12 protein-coding genes are annotated in these 20,689 nt (G+C 46.7%); 4 read left to right on the forward strand and 8 right to left on the reverse strand.

The features are described 5' to 3' along the window. Window positions 1-193: 193 nt before the first annotated feature. Entirely contained in the window at window positions 194-655 is a 462-nt protein-coding gene (locus tag H6H02_RS01040; RefSeq protein WP_242040495.1) for a DUF4383 domain-containing protein, read from the reverse strand. 373 nt (window positions 656-1,028) lie between these two features. On the opposite strand from H6H02_RS01040, the gene H6H02_RS01045 reads away from it, so the two are divergent. The 3 genes from H6H02_RS01045 (at window position 1,029) to H6H02_RS01055 (ending at window position 9,006) form a co-directional block, all read left to right on the forward strand. Beyond that, on the forward strand, window positions 1,029-3,998 hold the full coding sequence (locus H6H02_RS01045; protein ID WP_190813783.1) for a PAS domain S-box protein: 2,970 nt from the start codon (window positions 1,029-1,031) through the stop codon (window positions 3,996-3,998). Next, window positions 3,976-5,094, forward strand: coding sequence for a response regulator (locus H6H02_RS01050; RefSeq protein ID WP_190813785.1), 1,119 nt, complete (start codon window positions 3,976-3,978; stop codon window positions 5,092-5,094). The genes H6H02_RS01045 and H6H02_RS01050 overlap by 23 nt, the downstream gene beginning before the upstream one ends. Window positions 5,095-5,577: 483 nt before the next feature. Then, window positions 5,578-9,006, forward strand: coding sequence for a hypothetical protein (locus tag H6H02_RS01055; protein WP_190813787.1), 3,429 nt, complete (start codon window positions 5,578-5,580; stop codon window positions 9,004-9,006). A 99-nt stretch (window positions 9,007-9,105) separates the two neighbouring features. Here H6H02_RS01055 and H6H02_RS01060 read toward each other — a convergent pair whose 3' ends face one another. Continuing rightward, window positions 9,106-11,370, reverse strand: coding sequence for a chromosome segregation ATPase (locus H6H02_RS01060; RefSeq protein WP_190813789.1), 2,265 nt, complete (start codon window positions 11,368-11,370; stop codon window positions 9,106-9,108). 205 nt (window positions 11,371-11,575) lie between these two features. Next, on the reverse strand, window positions 11,576-12,475 hold the full coding sequence (hslO, locus tag H6H02_RS01065; RefSeq protein WP_190813791.1) for an Hsp33 family molecular chaperone HslO: 900 nt from the start codon (window positions 12,473-12,475) through the stop codon (window positions 11,576-11,578). A 448-nt stretch (window positions 12,476-12,923) separates the two neighbouring features. On the opposite strand from hslO, the gene H6H02_RS01070 reads away from it, so the two are divergent. Continuing rightward, a complete protein-coding gene (locus H6H02_RS01070) occupies window positions 12,924-13,313 on the forward strand; it encodes a hypothetical protein (protein WP_190813793.1) in 390 nt (129 codons plus the stop codon). Window positions 13,314-13,563: 250 nt separating this feature from the next. On the opposite strand, the gene H6H02_RS01075 is transcribed toward H6H02_RS01070, so the two are convergent. From H6H02_RS01075 to H6H02_RS01095, 5 genes are all read right to left on the reverse strand, one after another. Beyond that, window positions 13,564-14,430 (reverse strand): DUF928 domain-containing protein, encoded by an 867-nt coding sequence (locus H6H02_RS01075; RefSeq protein WP_190813795.1) that lies wholly within the window; start codon window positions 14,428-14,430, stop codon window positions 13,564-13,566. Between the two features lie 4 nt (window positions 14,431-14,434). Then, window positions 14,435-14,590, reverse strand: coding sequence for a hypothetical protein (locus H6H02_RS01080; RefSeq protein WP_190813797.1), 156 nt, complete (start codon window positions 14,588-14,590; stop codon window positions 14,435-14,437). Window positions 14,591-14,593: 3 nt separating this feature from the next. After that, window positions 14,594-17,290: an ATP-binding protein gene (locus H6H02_RS01085; protein WP_190813799.1), complete on the reverse strand. Its 2,697-nt coding sequence runs from the start codon at window positions 17,288-17,290 to the stop codon at window positions 14,594-14,596. Between the two features lie 134 nt (window positions 17,291-17,424). After that, on the reverse strand, window positions 17,425-17,853 hold the full coding sequence (locus H6H02_RS01090) for a response regulator (RefSeq protein ID WP_190813801.1): 429 nt from the start codon (window positions 17,851-17,853) through the stop codon (window positions 17,425-17,427). Between the two features lie 99 nt (window positions 17,854-17,952). Next, a complete protein-coding gene (locus H6H02_RS01095; protein ID WP_190813803.1) occupies window positions 17,953-20,466 on the reverse strand; it encodes a PAS domain-containing protein in 2,514 nt (837 codons plus the stop codon). Window positions 20,467-20,689: the final 223 nt, after the last annotated feature.

A 20,689-nucleotide genomic window follows, 5' to 3' on the forward strand; every position in this document is an offset into this window, starting at 1 on the left:
ACGAATTATTTAGGACTGGATCTAAGTGTTATTAATATGCGCTGATTAATATGCGCGGTAATTCTGTTTGAAGCTTACAGAAAACCAGAATACCTCGGCTAAGTTAAAGGCATACTGGTTTTCTGTAAGGCAATCAGCGACGTAAAACTCAATCGGATTCGACAATCGACCCGCTATTAAACGCCACCCTTTTTTAGCCCTCGTTACGAGTACCGCCCTGTTGTGGTGTGCTTAGCTCCAATAAATCCGGTGTAACAATAAAGCCAAAGTACACTGCGATCGCGGCGGTGACTGCATGAAGCCAGACATCATTGCCAAAGATTGGGATCAAGCCCAAAGTTGACTGGGTAGCTGGAAAAAGCCCCATTAGCGTTAGTACCCCATAAAAAATTCCCAGGACTCCACTATAGAGGCGAGAACTGTCTAAGGCGATGGATGCAAAAATTCCCAGCAGTCCTACGACAAGGTGAACAACATTATGTAAGACATTGATGGGGAATAACCCCAGCAAGTAACCGTATCCACTTGTGTATCCAAGACCCGCCATATCAGGCGTAACTGTAGGCGCTTTCACAAAGGCTGGAATAAATCCCATTACACCACACAGGAAAAAGAAAATGCCGACAATTAACGCAAATTTTTGCGTTGATTTCATTCCTTTCATCATTAAATTTCCGTACAAAGTTTGATTTTAATCTAAGCAGTATTAGCAGCTCTTTCGCCTTTCCTAAGGAAGAGGTGTTGAATCTGCCCAGAGAAAGGGTTTATTGTTAAAGGCGAACGTAATCGATCATACAACTGTAGCAAATTTAGACTACTAACCTAGACAGAGCGCTTGTCCCGTCTTAATTTCAGTAATTTTTTGTAAAGATGGATACAAAGAGGAGCGGTTAGCAATCAATTAACGCGAATATTAAGCGAAGTATACCCTTCACCACAATTAGGTAATTCTCGTTATTGAGGCGGTTAAGGTAGATAAAAATAGCAGCACTGCTAACGATTAAACCTACTCCGAAGGTCAAAAGAATATGCGTAGATTGGGAAGACGAGTGAGATCCGTGCAGGCTGCGCTAAAACCACAATTAATCCGGCAACTCAAAGCTGAAAAAGCTAGACTACTACGCCAATATCATAATTTGCTGGCTAACCCATTAATCGCTGACGTTGTTGTTAATTCCCGCAATATCACCAAATGCAAAGCTGCTGAAGCTGCACTGAATCAGGCAAACGAAGCCTTAGAAATTCGCGTTGAGGAACGTACCATTGCATTAACAGAAACCAATAATCAATTGCGGCAAGAAATTATCGAAGGCAAACAAGCTCTGGATGGGTTGAGAGAAAGTGAAGAACGGTTCCGTTGTTTGAGTAGCTACTCGCCAGTGGGGATTTTTTTGACAAATATGGAGGGTTGCTGCACCTACACAAATCCCCGCTGTCAAGCCATCTGTGGCTTCACCTTAGAGGAGAGTTTGCAAGAAGGGTGGTTGCAGTTTGTTCACCCAGGCGATCGCGATCGCGTCTTTGCAGATTGGTTGGCACATACTGCTGAACAGAGAGAATACTCTGACGAGTTTCGCTTTCAAACTAAAGAAGGAATTGTGCGTTGGGTTTACGTTCGGTCTTCACCGATGTTCTCCGATCGAGGAGAATTTATCGGTCATGTTGGAATTTTAGAAGACATTAGTGAAAGCCTGCGGCACGCTACGCTACGCCAGCACGCAGAGGAACAGCTAACACAGCAGCGCAGCCAGCAGAAAGCAATCCTCGATAATATTCCCCATTTAGCTTGGTTAAAAGACAAAGAAAGCAGATTCATTGCCGTCAACGAGGCATTTGGCAAAGCCTGCGGGCTCAAACCAGAAGACTTAATTGGGAAGACAGATTTAGATATATGGCATCCAGATTTAGCCCAGAGATATCGAGAGGACGATCGAGAGGTGATGAAAATCGGCAAGCGAAAGCGTGTCGAAGAACCCGCAGTCTACCAAGAAGGAAAAATGCTATGGACAGAGACAATTAAAACCCCAATTTTTAATAACACCGGGGAGGTAATCGGAACAACCGGGATTGCGGTCGATATCACCGAGCGCAAGCAGTCAGAAGAAGCACTCCACCGCCGCGAACAAGGATTTAAAGCACTGGCTGAGAATTCCCCTGATATCATTTCCCGATTTGACAAAGAATTGCGACATTTATATGTCAGTTCCGCTGTAGAGCGAACAATCGGAATATCCCCAGAAATATTTATCGGCAAAACTCATCCAGAGTTAAGAATCCCACCAGAAATTTATATTCCTTTTCAACAAATCCTTCAAGATGTATTTACAACAGGTCAGCCACACATTTTGGAAAGCAAGTCCCCAATGAGCGGAAAATGCTATCAAGCTCGTATCGTCCCGGAATTTGCTTTAGATGGGTCAGTGGAGTCTGTGTTAAGTGTCGCTCGTGACATTACTGAGCAAAAACAGACAGAAGAAGCGCTCCGGGATGCACTTCAGAGACTGAACTTTCATTTTGAAAACTCACCCCTAGCGGTCATAGAGTGGGATTGTAATTTTCGGGTGTCGCGTTGGTCGTCGGAAGCAGAAAAAGTTTTCGGATGGAAAGCGGAGGAAGTTATTGGCAAACATCCCGCTGAGTGGCAGTTTGTCTTTTCTGAAGACGTGCCAACTGTTGATAGTGTCATTCAGCGGTTAATTGATAGCAGAGAGCAGCGTAATGTTTCCCGAAACCGCAATTACACCAAGGATGGTTCCCGTGTCTATTGCGAATGGTACAACTCGGCATTATTCGATAAATCGGGCAATTTAGTATCGGTGCTGTCTCTAACTCTGGATGTAACTAAGCGTAAAAAGATGGAGGAAGCGTTGCGGGAAAGCGAAACACGCTTCCGGATTATGGCTGACAACGTGCCTGCATTGATTTGGATGTCAGACATTAATTACAAGGGAACATTTTTCAATCAAGCTTGGTTAGATTTTACAGGACGTAGCCTTGAACAAGAACTGGGCAACGGTTGGTTAGAAAGTGTCCATCCTGATAATTTACGACGTTGTTTGGACACCTATAAATCAGCCTTCAATACTCGCCAACCAGTGCGAGTGGAATACCGCCTCAAGCGTGCTGATGGGAATTATCGCTGGGTTTTAGATACGGGGATTCCGCGCTTCACACCTGATGGCAGCTTTGCAGGTTACATCGGCTCGTGCATAGATATTACGGAGCGCAAACAGGCAGAAGAAGAGATTTTGAATGCTTTGGCAAAAGAAAAAGAACTGAGCGAACTGAAATCTCGCTTTGTCTCCATGACTTCCCACGAGTTCCGCACGCCTTTAAGCATTATTTTGTCTGCTTCGGAATTATTAGAATATTATGGCAATCTCTGGAATCAAGAGGAAAGACTAGAACAACTTCATCTCATTCAATCCTCGGTTCACCACATGACCCAGTTATTAAATGATGTACTGACATTAGGGAAAGCCGACGCGAGAAGATTAGACTTTAATCCGGCAACCCTTGACCTAATTGAATTCTGTCAGGCAATCGTTGCCGAAATACAACTTACCGCGAGCAGGGGACATAAGATTATTTTTACCAGCCAATCCCCATGTCTGAATGCTTGTATGGATAAAAAATTGCTGAGACAAATTCTCAATAATTTACTCTCAAATGCTATCAATTATTCACCAGAGAATAGCAATATTTATTTTAAGCTTGCTTCTGAAGATGGAGAGGCTATTTTAGAAATACAAGATGAAGGAATTGGGATTCCTCTAGCAGATCAATCCCGATTGTTTGAACCGTTTCACCGGGGAACAAATGTCAGCAACATTAATGGTACGGGATTAGGACTGGCAATTGTGAAAAGGTGTGTAGACTTACATCAGGGTAGGATGATATTAACCAGTAAAATTGGGATTGGCACGACGTTTCAAGTCGTTCTTCCTTTAAATAACAGATTGACGAGTCAAACCTGTGAAGAAGATTCTGGTGATTGAAGATGAGCCAGCCGTTAGAAGCAACCTTCTCAAACTCCTCAAGGCTGAGGGTTTTGATGCCATTGGTGCAGAAAACGGTTTAGTGGGGGTGCAGTTGGCAAGGGAACACGAACCTGATTTAATTATTTGTGATATCATGATGCCCGATTTTGATGGTTACAGCGTGCTAACTCAATTGCGCCAAGACCAGATGACGGCGATAATTCCCTTTATTTTTCTCACCGCTAAAACGGAGAGAGAAGACTTGCGCCAAGGGATGCAGCTGGGGGCTGATGATTATCTGACGAAGCCGTTTACCAGAGCAGAATTGTTAGGCGCGATCGCTACTAGACTGAAAAAACAAGAAGCTGTGACACTCCTGCAAGGGAAAATCCAAGAACTCCAGCAGCTCAATATTCAGAAAGATGATTTGCTCGCTAGAGCCTCTCACGAATTGCGAACCCCTCTAGCCAACATGAAGTTGATTATCCAAATGTTGGAAATCATCTCTAATGAAGAACAACAGCAACAATATAGAGCCTTATTAGAATCTGAATGTATTCGGGAGCTAGAGCTAGTAAACAATATCTTAGATTTGCATCGGTTAGGATCAGAAAAAAATTCAATTTCTCCAGAGACTTTGATTTTACAATACTGGTTTCCGACGCTAATTGAGCCATTTAAACCAGGAATAGACCAGCGCCAACAAATCCTCAAAATCGATTGTCCTCCCGATATTCCTCCACTGATTTCAGATCGGCTTTGTCTAGAACAGATATTGATAGAATTAATTGGTAATGCTTGTAAATATACACCCCAATTTGGGAAAATATCCATTAGTATCTATGTAGATAATTCAACAAAAATTAATTGTTTAAATTCAATAATTAGCTTTAAAATTACTAATCAAGCAGAAATATTAAATACGGAATTACCTCGAATTTTTGATAAATTTTATCGCATTCCTAATGCGGACATCTGGAACCAAGGAGGAAGTGGGTTAGGTCTATATTTGGTACAGAGTTTAGTGAAAAAAATTGGAGGAAATCTTCAAGTTCAAAGCACACAGGGTTGGACTACATTTACCGTGCAGCTACCTATTCAGACAAGTGTTTGAGTAAAAAAGAGTAATTAGATATCAATAGGCATTTAGCTTAAGGATAAGGTAGTTAAAATAGACATCTTGTACCTTTCTCAGTCAGCCCATCTACCTTAAACTCAAGCTCAATGCTCATCACTTACGTCCATTAAAATGGGGTGAAATTATTACTTCGCCTTCTTCAGAAGACTTGATTCTGTAAGCCTGGGTTTTAAATCCCAAGTGCGCTAAGTGCGTAATACGACTGGTGCAAGAAGGTGAGGGCTTGAGCGATTAGAGGGGGGAATTTATTCTCCGGAGGGATTGAAGCGAAGCTCAAGTTTTAACAGAAGTGGATAATGACATAACCTGAAAGGGCAGGCGAATTACAACTCTTTGAGGCAAAAACTCCGATTCTGTGTAAGATGTAACAAAAATTCTACACAGTAATTTCGTTGCTGCATAAGAATAAGTAATAGTGGCTTCAGCCTGTTTTCCTCAGAAACAGCTACAGACAAACTTATGTACGTCTATCGCACCTCTCAATTTAACCGAAAGACCCTGTGCTACGGTGTTCAGGCTCAAGTAGATAAATTATGCAATGAACTTGAGCCTTTGAGTATTGATGAGTCACAGGCACGTTTTGAGAGGGTTTATCCCTACTTAAAGCGGAGAGGGGAAAACAATTTACGCCTCATTGCCAGAATTCGACCCGTACAGGACGACCTGGTGCTATGCTTACTAGACATTTTTCTCCGTGGCTCTAAAGAATACAAAAAGTTCCTGCGAACCCCAGAAGAGTACGGTACTAAGAATCTTGACTGCCAATTAGATGAGAAAGCGTTAACTGGTTGGCTTCAACAGCAGCAACCCTCAGCCAGCAACGTGTCTTCAAGACGTGAACCGCTTCCAGACGATTTGCTTCCCTGGCTAGAACCTCCAGGCTGGGAGATAGAAAAGGATAAAGACTCTTGGGCAATCCTCTACGAAAGTGATGAGTGGATTGCTAAGTTCAAGAGTCCAGAAATCGGAGAAAACTGGGAAATTTACTATCAAATTGTCTCTGGAATAGAAGAAAAATCGAGGAACGCTGAGAAAATTGCTGCTTGGCCCGGTGTGTATTTGTGTGGTGAAAATAATTGCTATGTGCTATTTAGCCAACTTGAAACCGCCGATACACCACCTCGAAAAGTATTATTTCTCCTAGCATCTTTTGCTCATCGACCTTCTACGGAAGAGATAGCCCAAATAGGACAGGCAACCAATTTATTTGACAGTTATAAAAATGTTTTATCTAAGCCTTTAACGTTGGATGAACTCACTCCCTTTGCTCGACGGTCTTATCCGAGTTACTTAGTAACAGATAAACAAAGTTGGCTTGCCATTCAAAGAGGAGCAGAAGTAAATCTAGCCCTTTCAGCAGAAGAAGAGGCAATTCTTAACTCGGTGTCAACAACATCAGCACGGGAAAATAACTGTCTGCCGCTTTTCTTAAATGGACGAGCGGGTAGCGGTAAATCTACCATGCTGTTGTATTTGTTTGCAGATTATTGTTATCGAAAATATTACTACGAACCGGGAAAAGAACTTCCAGGTAGACCGCTTTTTCTTACTTATAATAAGCGTCTATTAGAGGTGGCGAAAGAGTTCGTACGCTGTCTGCATACATTCCATCACCGCTTTGTGGCAGATCGAACAGAAGGTTCGGAAATCCCCGATGTCAGTGCCTTCTTTCAGCCGTTTGGGACATTTCTTTTAAACTTACTTCCTTTAGAAGCAGACGATGCGTCGCTGGCTAACCGGATGATCCAGCAACCTTACTCTGCGGGAAACCCTACCGGCTACCGGCATACACTCCAGGAGCGTTTCGATTCCCAGAAATACATTTCTTTCCATCGCTTCCGACAGCTTTACCGAGACTCAAAGCTGCCACAAGCACAGGTGTATTCCCCAGAACTTTCCTGGCACGTTATTAGAACGTTCATCAAGGGGTACAGTCTCAGGTACATGACTCCAGAAGACTACCAGCATGAAGTGCCGACTCAGGAACGCACTGTCCCAGTCGCTCAGTTTCAAGAAATTTACAAAACCATCTGGGGACGTTGGTATAAGCGACTAACAACCGAGCTAGGGTACTGGGACGATCAAGACTTGATTAGATTGGTGCTGGAACTCAAGTGTTACCGTGCTGAGTACACCGCCATTTTCTGCGACGAGGCGCAAGATTTCACTCGGATAGAACTTCAGTTGATTATGCGGCTGTCTGCATTCTCTCAGTGCGATCTGGGATACCAGCCTATGCGTAATTTGCCTTTTGCTTTTGCTGGAGATCCTTTCCAAACCTTGAACCCGACAGGATTTCGTTGGGAGAGCGTACAGGCAGCATTTTACAATGAAGCGATCGCAGCACTCGATCCTACACAGCGATTAAATCTGCGGATGAATTTCCCGGAGCTGAAGTCTAACTATCGCTCTTGTACTGCGGTTGTGCAAGCGATTAACCTGATCCAATTGTGTCGTCAGGTTCTGTTTAAAATTCCGGCACTTCAGCCGCAAACAGCCTGGAAACAAGGTCACTTTCCCACTCCGCAAAAATTTATTATTGGTCGGAATATTCAAATTGAGCAACTCAAACGCTACCTGAGAGACACAATTATTATTGTGCCTTGTGAAGAAGGGGGAGAGCTTGCCTATGCTCAAAACGATGCAGTTCTTTCTCAAATTTTGGCAGAGATTCCAGAGTCAGAACCGCTCAAAAATGTATTAAGTGCTAGTGCAGTTAAAGGATTGGAATTTAAACGAGTCGTTCTCTATAAATTTGGTGAGGAATGTAACAAAGCTGTTTGGAGTCTGGTCAATCGGCAGGAAGACTCAAAAGACCTTTTAGCGGATCGTTTATACGAATTTGAATTTTTCTTTAATAAACTCTACGTGGCTGCTTCCAGAGCCAAAGAACGTCTATTTGTTGTTGATTCTCAAATCGGAGACCAGCGGCTTTGGGGGGTCACAGAAACTTATTTAGAAGTGCTTTTACAGCATTCACAAAATCCTGCTTGGAGAGAAAACGTTCAACCCATCCGTTTGGGAAAACCTGAAAGCGCACGAGATATGCAAGAAGATGACTGGCACTCGATCGCGCAGGAGTTTGAGAGCCGGGGAATGAACTCGGAAGATCCAGATTTCATGAGGCGTGCCAGACAGTGTTATAGCGATCGCGCTTATGCTAAAAAAGCAGAAATTTGTGAAGCTTGGGCACTCAAATTTGAGCAGAAATTTGGCGATGCCGGTCAGCGTTTTCTCCTGCTTGGAAAAACAGAAGACGCTTGGGATTGTTTTTGGCAGGGGATGTGTTGGTCAGCATTGTTAAAGCATGACAAGGCTCCGCCAGGTCGGGAACTAGAGCGGGAGATTGCCCAATTCATGGACAAAAAATTGAGCCAAGCTTCTTTAAAGGAGTTCACTCACTTCCTTCAGAACTGCATCAAAAGCAACCAGTTAGAAATTCACCGGAACAGCCGACAGTGGAAACTAGCTTTGGAGGAATATGCGACGGGAATTGGGGCTTTAATTGCTGGGACCAACCTCCACCCAAATGAATGGCAGCGATTTGGAGAGGTTCTCGAAGCTTTAGGCGAAGGCTGGAATGGGATGCTCTACCGTGCTGGAACTTGTTTCTACCGCGCCAAGAAGTATGAACGTGCCGCGCAATGTTGGGAACGGTGTGATTCTACTCAACAGCGTAAATATTATCTAGCAAAAGCTTCTGTTCTTGGTTTGCCAAATGGCTTGGAGTATTTAGAAAAAGCCGGGGAATCTGAGCAGATTGTTAATAAGTGGAACCAAGCGGGTAGGCCTCACACTCAATTGTGGTTAAAGTATGTTGCACCAATACTAGAAAAAGGAAAAAGAAAGAGCGGTGCGGCAACAAAGGCGAAACAGAAAAAGCGGTAATTAGTCATTCGCGATCAGTTTTTAGATTTTGGCAAAATACCTAATCCCTCTTTTGTGACTTTAGAAAAAGAGGGGTGACAACCCACTAATGACTAACGACTAAAACGATGGTGAGTTCTCAAGGGACTGAGGTTGTATACTTTGTTTCCAACCTTGGATTGCCCGTTGAGCGTCGGTATAGGCAGATGAACCGTCGGGGATGTTTTGAGCGATCGCGATCGCTCTTTGTACATCATTCCGAGCCTGATCTTGTGCCATCGCCAACAGTTGATAACTCCAGCGATTAATCACCTCTCTAGCCTCAGCACCAACTCGCGTCGAGTTACGCACCTGACGAGCCGTTTGAACTGCTTGCGCGATCGCATCTGGTGTTCCTGGATTTGCTAACTGATAAGCGGACTGCAAAATCTCTTGCGATCGCAGTTCTGTCCGCCAACCTTTAATTTTTTCCTGAGCTTCACCGTAGAGTGCCCGTCCCGAGCGAATCTGTCCGGCTGCGGTAATTGCCCCCGGAAGATTACCAGAACTCGCCAAAGCTTGCGCTTGATCCAAATAAGGCTGGTCTTGAACCCGCTGAATTCTGTCTTGCCACCGTTGGATTTTGCCTTGAGCTTCTTGATAGAGGACTCGTCCTGGTTGAATCTGTCCCGCTGCGGCGATCGCACCGGAAAAATCTCCGGCATTTGCCAAACCTGTGGCTTGATCCAAATAAGGCTGGTCTTGCATTCGCTCGATTTTCTCAGTCCAACCTCGGATTTTGCGCCTCGCTTCTGTATAAAGAGCGCGTCCTTGACCGACTTGACTGGCTTCGTTAATGGCTTCTTGTAGGGAATTCATATCCCCCAAACTTGCCAGTTGATCGGCGCGAGAGAGATAGGGACGATCTTCTACCGTCTCTATTTGACTCGTCCAGTTAACCACCAGGGATTTGGCTTCTGAGGAGCGGGGATTCGTGCTAGGAACCAGTTGTGCTTCCGCGATCGCTGCGCTTAAGTCACCCACCGTTCCCCCTCTTGCCAGTTCTCGCGCCCGATCTAAATGGGCGACATCTTCAATTTCTCTCTGCCAGCGAACAATTAAATCCTGGGCTTTATCGTATAGAGGGCGTCCGGGATTTAGCTTTTGGGCAAGGGCGATCGCGTCTTCCAAATCTGAAACCGTTCCCTTCTGAGCGCGAGACTGGGCACTTGCCAAGTCGTTCAAATCTTGCGCTTCGCTTTGTAAATTCAGGCTTTCGGGAATTTTACTGGTAATGAGGATCGTCGTTTGCCAGTCTTTTCGATCGAGCGCCTCTTGAGCCATATCGATTAATTTGCGCCCAAATTCTGTCACCGCGCCTTGGGCTTCCTTGTATGCCAAACTGCTGGGCGGAATTGCCTGTGCCAGCTTGATCGCCTCCAACAGATTATCTAATCCTCCGCTCTTAGAAAGTTGGAAAGCTTTATCCAACTTGGCGCTCTCTTCCCGCGCCGACTGAATTAGATTCACCAGTTGATCGTACTTGGTTGTTGCCCAGTAGTTATTGCCGATATAGACCAGTTGTACGGCATCGCGAAAAGCCTGATTCCAGTTAGACTCGCGTACCTCGTCCTCGGCTTTTTTATAAAGGTCTTCTGCCTTCGACCAGATAGATTGCCAGCGATTTACGCGCTCATCCACCAACTTGTAGGCTGGTACGCCAGTGGGGATTTTGCGAGCCATTGCGATCGCGTCCGACAATTGACCCGCTTGGAAGGATTCCTCTCCTAATTTCAAAATCTCCAGCGACCACTCTTCCAGATACTTGTCAATTTCTGGGCGTAGCGGGTGATCTTGTGGCAAACCACTCACCAGCGCGATCGCTTCTAGTAAATCTTTTGCTGTCTGCTTAGAAGCCGCTATCTGAGCGCAGCTGAGGCGCAGCGATGCCGAAGCCGTAGGCCAAAAAATCGCTGGGCAGTTCGGGAGGGCTGGCAGCTTAAATAACAGCGCCACCGCTGTAAAACCCAGCCCCCCAGAGAGCAGCACCACCAATATGCCCCAGAATGCCCAGCTAGTCGGCAAGCGTAAAAAACGTTTAGGACGAGGTGACTTGGGTGTTTCTGAGGGAGAGGGGGGCTGTGTAGCCGGAATTTGCTGCCCCCCCTCTGCGGGTGCTGAACGACTACCCGCCGGACGCTTAGGACGATCTGTTGGTGCAGGAAGGGGCTGTTTCCCCTGACGAGGTGCTTTGCCGGGGACGGGTCGTGAAGAGTTCTCGCTCGCGTGTGGTTTGCGATCGCTCGGACGCCCAGACGCAGGTACTCGTTTTTGGGATGTCCACCCAGCCGAATTTGAAGACTTGCCGCTCCGCCCGCCATCTGGAATTTCGGGATTTCTAGTCATAGCTTACTCACACCACAACGCGCTTCGCCTGGGACGAATGCTTTTTAGCACAGGCAGTAGTTGCAATCCTACTCCCCTCAGCCGCAAAAAGCTATATTCTAATCCAGAAGTCAAAATCTATAATTCATCATTCACAAGGAAATTTTCAATTCAGCTACAGAATCTAGAATCTTTTCTAGCCTTGTGACTTTGTAACTTCTGATTCCTAAACAGACTCTGCACGTAAATCCTCAATCAGCGCCGCTAATTCGTCACTGCTAGCCTGGTAAACCTCTCCACAAAAATGGCAAGTCGCTTCGGCTCCATCATCTTTTTCAATCATGTCTTGCAGTTCGGCTTCACCCAGCATCTTCAAAGCACCCAAGACGCGGCTCATCGAGCAACCACAATGAAATTGCAGCATCTGGACTTCTGGTAGGATGACCAGACCCAGATCTCCCAGGAGTTGTTCCAAAATTTCCGGCAACGTCTTACCTGCCTGTAACAACGGTGTAAATCCCGCCAGTGCTTCCATTCGAGATTCCAAAAGCTGCACGAGGCTCTCGTCGCTCGCCGCCTTGGGCAGGACTTGCACCAGCAACCCACCAGAAGCCCGGACTGTACCCGCTTCTATGAATACACCCACTGCTAGCGCCGAGGGCGTTTGTTCGGAAGTCACCAGATAGTGGGCAATGTCATCCCCAATTTCACCAGACACCAGCTCAACGGTACTCGAATACGGGTAGCCGTATCCTACATCCCGCACAACATAGAGGTATCCCTCCCGACCGATTGCTCCCCCGACATCTAGTTTTCCTTTAGCGTTTGGGGGCAGTTCCACGGTTGGGTTATCTACATACCCTCGCACGGTTCCATCCAATCCCGCGTCAACGAGAAGCCCGCCGAGTGGACCATTTCCCTTAATGCGAATGTTGACCCTTGAACCCTCTCGCTTCATGCTAGAGGCAAGTAATAGCCCAGAGGACAGGGTGCGTCCCAGTGCAGCGGTTGCTACGTATGAAAGGTTATGACGCTGTCTGGCTTCTTGTGCGAGGCGTGTGGTAATGACCCCAACAGCTCGAATTCCACCCTCTGCCGCCGTGGCACGGATTAACTGATCAGCCATGAAAAGACCTTACATTTCTTAACACACTATACTTTTATTGTAGGCATGGCAGTTGATGGTGAGGTAGCATCTGCGCTGCTAATTATTGGAACCGTTAAAAGCAGCGAGTTCTTCAAACAAGAGTAAGAATCTGAATCTTCTATCAGGTGCAGTTCAATCAGACACAGATGGATAAACAGACTAAGAATCAGGATAGAAATCAAATCAGCATTTTCGATAATTCAAGAATTATATTTTAGGTTACTTTAGTTAATCAAAAAATCGATATTAAATTAAAATTACTCTTGTATTTTTGATTAAAATATTAATTAGTTGATGCATTATAATTTTCATCTGCCAAGGTTATTTAGCCGCTATTTTGGAGAAAAACTATTACATTAGGGTGAGGAGCAGTAAATAGAAACCTCTGTACCAGTAACAACTAATAACCAAAAAATCACAACGGTTTATGCTAGGAAACTTTCAACAAAGCCATCTCAGAATAGAAGTCAATTCCCCAGCCGCAGTCATCGGCGACAGTCTGCTTCGTCCCAGCCAGCTAAGCCAATGGCTGTGGCCCCAGCGCCTTTCCGCAGGGCTACCGGAACAACTGTCTGAGGGGTTAACTTACACCAGTTGGGTGGGGCCAGTGGCGATACAACACCAAGTGGAAGTGGCTCAACCCCACTGTCTGCGCCTGCTCTTGAGCCAAGGAATTGACGGTTATCACGAGTGGTACTGGGGAGAACATTGGGTACAGTCACGTCTGGAAGGGGTATCTCTTCTGTCGCTGAGTTTGGGACAAACACTCAGTTTGCTGCGCCTGCGAGAATTTCTGGCATCCCGATCTAAGGGCTGAGGGCGGAGAGGTGAGGGCTGAGTAGAAGAACAAATTCCATTGTTGAGAATACTGCGGCGCTTCAAGACTAACTTGAATACGAACTGAGCCAGAGAGGCAGAGAAAATAGATTCTTCTTTCCAGTCGCTTTTTGCAAATCCTTTTGTCTTCAGTCTGTGGAACAAAAGAAACCCGTTTTCTAGTAGAAAACGGGTTTTTATTCGGGGATAGACAATTTTAAATTTATGGCGAGTGACCTCGATTGACCTAGCTACTGTCTCACCAATCGTTGCTGTTCTCGCTCTTTCACCTCTGTCAGTCCAATTTGCTCTAAGAGCGATAGAAACTCCTGATGGATTACCCGATCCTTGGGGTACTTAGCCTGGGCGGCTAAAATTACGCCTAGAGTGTCATACCAGTATGCTGATCGCGCGTAGATTGATGCCTTGCGAATCTGCGATCGCGCAGCTGCCAGTTGTTTCTCTAGAGCTGGTGTTGCGGGTACGTGCTTAATCCAACCTTGAGCAATCTGATCTTCAGAAGGTCGATTCGGATTGCACTTCACAGTAACTGTCCATTGATATTCTCTTCCTGGAACCAGTTCTGGCAAGTCTTTGGACATCTGGAGCTGATTAATCCCAGCCTGAGGTTTTTGAATTTTTTGCTCAATAATTGGCTTAGATACTCCTGGATCAACCAGCGTAAAAACGATCGGTACCGATTGCGTGCCCGACAAGTACCAGTAAAAGACGGGACGACTTGATGCCGTCAATCCGGTGTGAGTCGTAGGAGCCAGCAAAGTCACAGATATAGGCTGGGACTCAGAGCATTCTATTGGCGATTCATCAACGCCTCTAGTACCGCCTCTGGGAATAATCACATCAGCGGGTGGCTGATAACGAACTCGCGTTCCCGTTCCGATGGTGCCTCCGGGAACCCCCACATCACTCGGCTCGTAAGCAGAGCCTGTTGGCTTTTTCGGCACAACATCTGCGTAGGCGGTCGAGCTAAACTCTAAATCAATTGATAGGCGGCTCAATAGAGAATTGAGGGGAATTTGGATTAAACCGAGAAACTGGATCAAAATCACTGATACAGTGCCTGCCACCCTGGTGCCTAATTTACGGGAAACGGCCATAAATCTACAAATGATGTAATGCCAATAAATATTTAGACGACCATTTGGCGATCGCAGTTTCCCGATCCCGGTACTGCATCCGGGTATTTGTTGTAATTTTTATTACTCTATCAAACAAAACTTGGTAAACTTCGGTCTGCCGTTCGCGCTCTTTGAGCATGAGCTAAATACTTACCCGGCGGGGAAATTCTACCTGGAAGGTAGATCCTTGACCTAAATGGCTTTCTACTGAGATTTTTCCATGCATTAATTGCACTAATGAGTGAGTGATAGCAAGTCCCAAACCCGTCCCCGGATATCGTTTAGCGAGAGACTGATCGACTTGCCGAAATTCTTCAAAAATATGCTTTAAGTTTTCCTCAGCAATTCCAATTCCGGTATCTTGAACCGTAAGTAACACTTGATCTGGAGAAACTTCTTGCACCTTAATGTACACGCTTCCGGTGTCGGTGAATTTAATCGCATTGGAGAGAAGATTCACCAAAATCTGCCGCATCCGGGCGCTATCGTTCAATATCTGAGGGTTTTGTAAGTTTGCCTCGACTTGCAGCTCCAAATGTTTTTCTGAAGCAAGCGATCGCAATTCTTCTGCGGTTGTTCTCACCAGCACTGGCAGATTAAATTCTTCCGGCTGGAGTTCCAATCTTCCAGCTTCAATTTTTGAGAGGTCAAGGATGTCATTAATCAGCGTTAGCAGGTGTTTCCCATTGCTGAGAATGCGATCCACCATATCCAATTGCTGGGGAGTGAGCTGATTTTGCCGTTGGCGCAACAGCAGTTGCGAAAAGCCGATCACGGCATTCATTGGCGTCCGCAGTTCGTGGGACATGGTAGCGAGAAACTGCGATTTCAACCGTGCTGCTTCCATCAATTGCAGATTCTGAAGTTGAATCTGCGTGGAAAGATTTTCGAGTTCCTTATTTTGCTGAGCCAGGATTTCGTTTTGTAAAGCTAAGCGTTCCTCTCGTTCTTCTAAAGCATTGATCAGACGCGCATTGTTAATTGCGATCGCGGCTTGTTCTCCCACCGCCGCCAGCAGATATCGATCTTCCTCGTCAAACGCATGAGAATTTTCCCAATTACCAATTGCCAGCACCCCCAACCGTCCCGCTTGCGCGGACTCAATCGCCACCACATAAAGCGAAGCAGGCAACTCGGAGGGGTTTAAGGTGTCGGATGTCGAGTGGAGGAAAGCGGCTTCTTCCCCTTCGATGAGCTGGGAAATCCCGGTCAAAAATACCTGAGAAAGCAATCCTTCCCCCGAACTAAAACCATCTTCCAGCCGCAATTTTTCCGTACCGATTCCCGCCGTCACTGTCAAGACCAAGCGATTGCACTGGGGGTTTTGCAGCATGATAAAGCAAAACTGGGCACCCGCGATCGCATCGCAAACAGCTTGAACCATCACCCGTAACAAACCGGGTAAGTCACTCAGTCGCTGGTTTAGTAAATTCGTCAGCTGCTGGAGTGTCCGGAGTTGTTGCTGTTGTTCGCCCAGAATGATGATCGCCTTGCGTAAGTTCTCGGTCGCCGCTTGCGCCTCCCGGTATAATTTTCCATTTTCGACCGATAAGGCAGCGCGACGGGCAAGTTCCTCTGCCAGAGACAAGTCCATTGCATCGTAGCGGTGTTTCTCTTGAGTGGACACAAAGGAAATTGCCCCCAGCGTCCGTCCGCGCACTAACAAGGGCACCACCATGTAAGACTGAAAGCCTATCTCCCGAACTATTTGCAGATGTTCGGGGCTGCGGGTCGTAGCTACGAGCATTTCGTCGTTAACTTCATCGGCGAGTTTTGGTTTGCCCGTGCGTAATACAACGCTTGCGGGATGCTCTCCATCCGGATCGGGGGGAAACCGTTGCAGCATCTCCTGCACCAACTTCTGTTGAGTGGGGTTTCCATGCGCCGCCGCCAGCCGATGAATTGAGCCGTCTGCTCCCAGAATATCGACCAGGCATAAATCGGCTAAGTGAGGGACTGCCAGTTGAGCCAGATTTTCCAAGGTAGTTTTGTAATCAAGGGAAGCAGACAGGACAGCACTCGCTTCTGCCAGGAATCGCTGGTTTTCTAATGCCCGCTTGCGCTCCGTAATGTCGCTAATAATTCCAGACATCCGGAAAGGCTTGCCGTTCCCATCTCGCTGGGCTTTGCCTCTGGCAATGCAGTAACGAAAATGCCCAGAAGCGTGCAACAGCTTAAATTCCACATTACATTCAACTTGATGCTCCAAGTGATCGCGGACTGCCTGGACGATGCGGGATCGATCCTCTGGATGCAAAAGGTGACACAATGCCTGGTAATTCCCGACAAATTTTTCACGGGCTAAGCCGCTGATTTCAAAACAGCGGTCATTCCAATAAACGGTGTTGGTGGTGATATCCCAGTCCCAAATCCCGTCATTCGATCCCTCTAGAACGAATCGATAGCGTTCTTCGCTTTCTTTGAGTAATTGGTTCGCCTCTGATGCCTGTCTTTCCGCTCGATAGACGCGAATCGCATTGTGAAGGCTGCGAGAAAGGCTTTCTGGAGAAACTTTGCCTTTAGAAATATAGTCGGATGCTCCGGCTTTCATCAGTTCGACGGCAGTTTGCTCGTCTCCCTGACCCGTCAAGACGACCAAGGGGATTTTTAAACCAGACGAGCGGATGTCCTGAACTAGGGAGAGTCCATCCCCGTCAGGCAGGCGATAGTCGAGGAAGACACAGTCAAAATGGTCGCTGTGTAAAGTAGCGATCGCTCCTTGGCAGTCACTGGCTTCGACTAATTCCATTTGCACGCCAGCCGTTTTGAGCGACCGGCGAACCGCCATCCGGTCTACTTCATCATCATCGACTACCAGTATTTTTAACTTTTCTTCCATAACCATTCAAGGACGGAATTCGTAAAAAGTTTTGAGTTTTAAATTTTGAGTTTTGAATTAAAGAATTCTCTTGTCACTCAAACCTCAACACTCAAAATTCATCCCTCTCACAACCCATTACCTATTCTCCAAAATCAGGGCATCTCACTGAGCATCCAATATTGATTGAGTGTTGCCACTACCTCCACGAATTTCGCAAATGTTACGGGTTTGACAATATACCCCGCGACATTGAGATTGTAAGCTTCCACCTTGTCTTTGTCTTCATTGGAAGTCGTCAGTACAATCACTGGAATTGCTCTAAGTTCCGGGTCTGCCCGCAATTCCCGCAAAAATTCAATTCCACCCATTTTGGGCATATTCAAGTCGAGTAAGACCAGCCGACGCTCTCGCGGAACCTTGGTTGAATCGTCAGTCCCCCGCAACATTGCTAATGCTTCTAGACCATTATTCGCAACATAAAAAGGATTTTGAATATTATTTTTTTTAAATGCCCGTTTCACGGTCATTACATCAACTTCGTCGTCATCAACTAGCAAAAGGTTTGTCATCTTATCTCCCATGATTAATAGAATTTGGCATTCGCATTTTTAAATTCATTTTTTATCAATTATTTTATTTATTATAAATAGCCAGCTAAAAAGCTAATGATTACTGATTGGCTATTTCGGCCAGGTAAAGTAGAAAGTCGATCCTTGATTGAGTTGAGATTTTAGGTAAATGGTGCCTCCTTTGTTTTCGATAACTTTCTTAACAATGGCAAGTCCCACGCCAGTGTTCTCTACCTTATCTCGTGCCTCCAGAGTTTGAAACATAACAAAAATTTTTTCATGATATTGGGGATCGATTCCACACCCATCATCTGCCACGGCAAATTCATAGAATGCTTCTTTATCTTGGACTGATATAGTCGCGGTTCCATCTGACCGAGGGTGGTGTTTGAAGCAATTGCTGAGCAGATTCGCAAACACCTGTTCTAGGGACGAACGCTCGGTGAGGAAAGTAGGCATTCCGGGCTGGATGGTGATGGTGAAGGTAGGTGGAGGTGCAAGGGAGCTGATAACTTCTGCAAGTAAAGTGTCAACGTCCACCAGATCCACGACAGTTTTGATCCGTCCCACACGAGAATACTGCAAAAGACCGTTGATTAGAGCTTCCATCCGATGAACCCGCCCCCGCAGTAGATTCATATTCCGTTGGGTTTCCGGATTTAGCAAGTCGAGTAGGTCTTCTTCAATCCAAGTGGAGAGGTTCGAGATCGCTCTCAAGGGTGCTTTGAGGTCGTGGGAGACAATATAAGCGAAGTGGTCGAGTTCGGCGTTGCGTTTTTCTAAAGCGGCGTTGGTGTTGGTAAGGATGGTACTCAGACGGGCTAATTCCGCCGCGCGATCGCACAAAGCTTCTTCAGCGATTTTTCGCTCGGTAATATCAACACACGAGCCAATATAACCCGCAAAACTGCCATCTGCCAAAAATCGCGGCGTTCCCGTATCCAAAACCCAACGGTACTGACCATCTGCCCGCAACAAACGGTACTCCATTTGGAAATTTTTGTGAACCTGAAAAGCCGCCTGATAAGTATCCGAGCAGCGCTGTAAATCCTCTGGATGCACGCCTTGCGACCAACCTTGGTCTAGTTCCTCCTCCAAGGTACGTCCTCGGAAGGTCAGCCAACGCTGATTGAAGAAATCACACTGCCCACCCGTACCTGCTACCCATAACAAGACGGGCGCAGTATCTGCCATCGTGCGGAAGCGTTCTTCGCTCTCCCGCAATGCCGCCTCTGTGCGCTGACGCTCTGCGAGTTCTTGTTGAAGCGTTTTAAACAAACCCGCGTTGTCAACGGCTAAAGCGGCGCGACGGGCAAGTTCACAGGCAAAAGTAAGGTCAGCTTGACCGTAGTGACGACCCGACTCGGCTGAGGTAAAGGTAATTGCCCCCAAGGTGCGTCCGCGAGCTACCAGGGGCACCACCATTGCCGATGTAAAGCCGATGTTCCTTAATATTTCCAGATGTTCGGCGTCACGAGCCACCTCGACCAGAAGGGAGTCGGGAACCTCCGCGTATAACTCCGCCTCACCCGTGCGTAAAACGTTAGGGAGACCATAAGGTGCATCGGGATCGGGCGGGTAGCGTTCCTGCAATTGGTAAGCCCAATCTACCTTCGAGGGGTCTTGATGGACAACCGCCAGTCGGCGAATTGTTTGATTTTCGTCCAGCATATCGATGGAACACCAGTCAGCCAGCTGGGGTACTGCTAGCTGAGCCAGGGTTTCCAAGGTAGTTTGATAGTCTAGGGAGCTAGTCAGGAGGGTCGTCGCTTCGCCCAAAAAGCGTTGTTGTTCATCAATTCGCTGGCGTAGCGTAGCGTGCCGCACGCTTTCACTAATGTCTGTACTCACCCCGATGATGCGTACCGCGTTGCCAGTTTCGTCACTCAAAACCTGCCCTTTTCCAGAGATCCAGTGGATGCTACTGTCAGACCAAACCACGCGGAATTCAAGCTCAAAGTCAGTCTTCTGTTCCACCGACTGAGCGATCGCCCTCGTTAAGGAATCCCGATCGTCTGGATGAACCAGTTCTACAAAGGCGGCAAAGGTACCGGCAAAAGTTTCTGGAACAAGACCGTGCATACGTTCCAGGGTATCTGACCACGTCATCTCGCCTGTGAGGATATTCCAGTCCCAGATCCCCATCCTTCCTGCCTCCAGGGACAACCGCAGTCGTTCTTCGCTGGTACGCAGCGCCGCTTGCGTTTGCTGCCGACTGGGCAGTTCATCTGCCGACACCGTTGGAGTTGGCGGTAAGAAACTGCGAGCGCTGAGCATTTCCTTCCAAGCGCGATCGCGGCTTCTGTCTGGGGTACTTAGAGACCTTTGGGGATTATTGCTGACAGCACTACCGAGCTGCATTTCCCAAACGGAATCGCTTAAGCTTCCAGCTTCTTGATACTTTTTTGCTTTGCCGAAAGCCCCTAAAACAGCGTTCCACAGACCCAGTTTTGTGCCCCCATACCAGCTGCCTACCAGGATGCCAGCAAAAAGTATTAGAAAAGGAGTCTCTTTCCCACCAGTTAGAATGTTTAGAATCAGTTGAATTAGCAGTGCGAGTGTCACCGCTAATAGAGCGATACCGTAACGCATTAGCTGGAAGCCTACCCCTGGCAAAAGTTTCATCCTTCTAAACACAAATTGCCATAAAACCACTTCCTCAAGCATCAACCACTAGGAAGGTGATCGAGGGTCGAGGGGTTTCGTCTGGGTTCACTAGGATTTGCATCCAGTATTATAGAACTCGCTCCGGAAAGTCCGCGCAATTCAAGTGATGTTGCGATCGCAAAGCGCTGACTTATCTGTTCTCGCAAATTTTTCTGGAGTCGCTTTTTAATAGAATCAACCC

The organism is Coleofasciculus sp. FACHB-1120 (assembly GCF_014698845.1).
In the GTDB taxonomy this organism is placed as follows: Bacteria; Cyanobacteriota; Cyanobacteriia; order Cyanobacteriales; family FACHB-T130; genus FACHB-T130.

Coding starts and splice junctions, on each gene's coding strand:
- H6H02_RS01040 (WP_242040495.1), bottom strand. CDS start 655: ATGAAATCAACGCAAAAATTTGCGTTAATTGTCGGCATTTTCTTTTTC.
- H6H02_RS01080 (WP_190813797.1), bottom strand. CDS start 14,590: ATGCTCAAAGAGCGCGAACGGCAGACCGAAGTTTACCAAGTTTTGTTT.
- H6H02_RS01090 (WP_190813801.1), bottom strand. CDS start 17,853: ATGGGAGATAAGATGACAAACCTTTTGCTAGTTGATGACGACGAAGTT.
- H6H02_RS01095 (WP_190813803.1), bottom strand. CDS start 20,466: ATGAAACTTTTGCCAGGGGTAGGCTTCCAGCTAATGCGTTACGGTATC.
- H6H02_RS01055 (WP_190813787.1), top strand. CDS start 5,578: ATGTACGTCTATCGCACCTCTCAATTTAACCGAAAGACCCTGTGCTAC.
- H6H02_RS01060 (WP_190813789.1), bottom strand. CDS start 11,370: ATGACTAGAAATCCCGAAATTCCAGATGGCGGGCGGAGCGGCAAGTCT.
- H6H02_RS01045 (WP_190813783.1), top strand. CDS start 1,029: ATGCGTAGATTGGGAAGACGAGTGAGATCCGTGCAGGCTGCGCTAAAA.
- H6H02_RS01075 (WP_190813795.1), bottom strand. CDS start 14,430: ATGGCCGTTTCCCGTAAATTAGGCACCAGGGTGGCAGGCACTGTATCA.
- H6H02_RS01070 (WP_190813793.1), top strand. CDS start 12,924: ATGCTAGGAAACTTTCAACAAAGCCATCTCAGAATAGAAGTCAATTCC.
- H6H02_RS01085 (WP_190813799.1), bottom strand. CDS start 17,290: ATGGAAGAAAAGTTAAAAATACTGGTAGTCGATGATGATGAAGTAGAC.
- hslO (WP_190813791.1), bottom strand. CDS start 12,475: ATGGCTGATCAGTTAATCCGTGCCACGGCGGCAGAGGGTGGAATTCGA.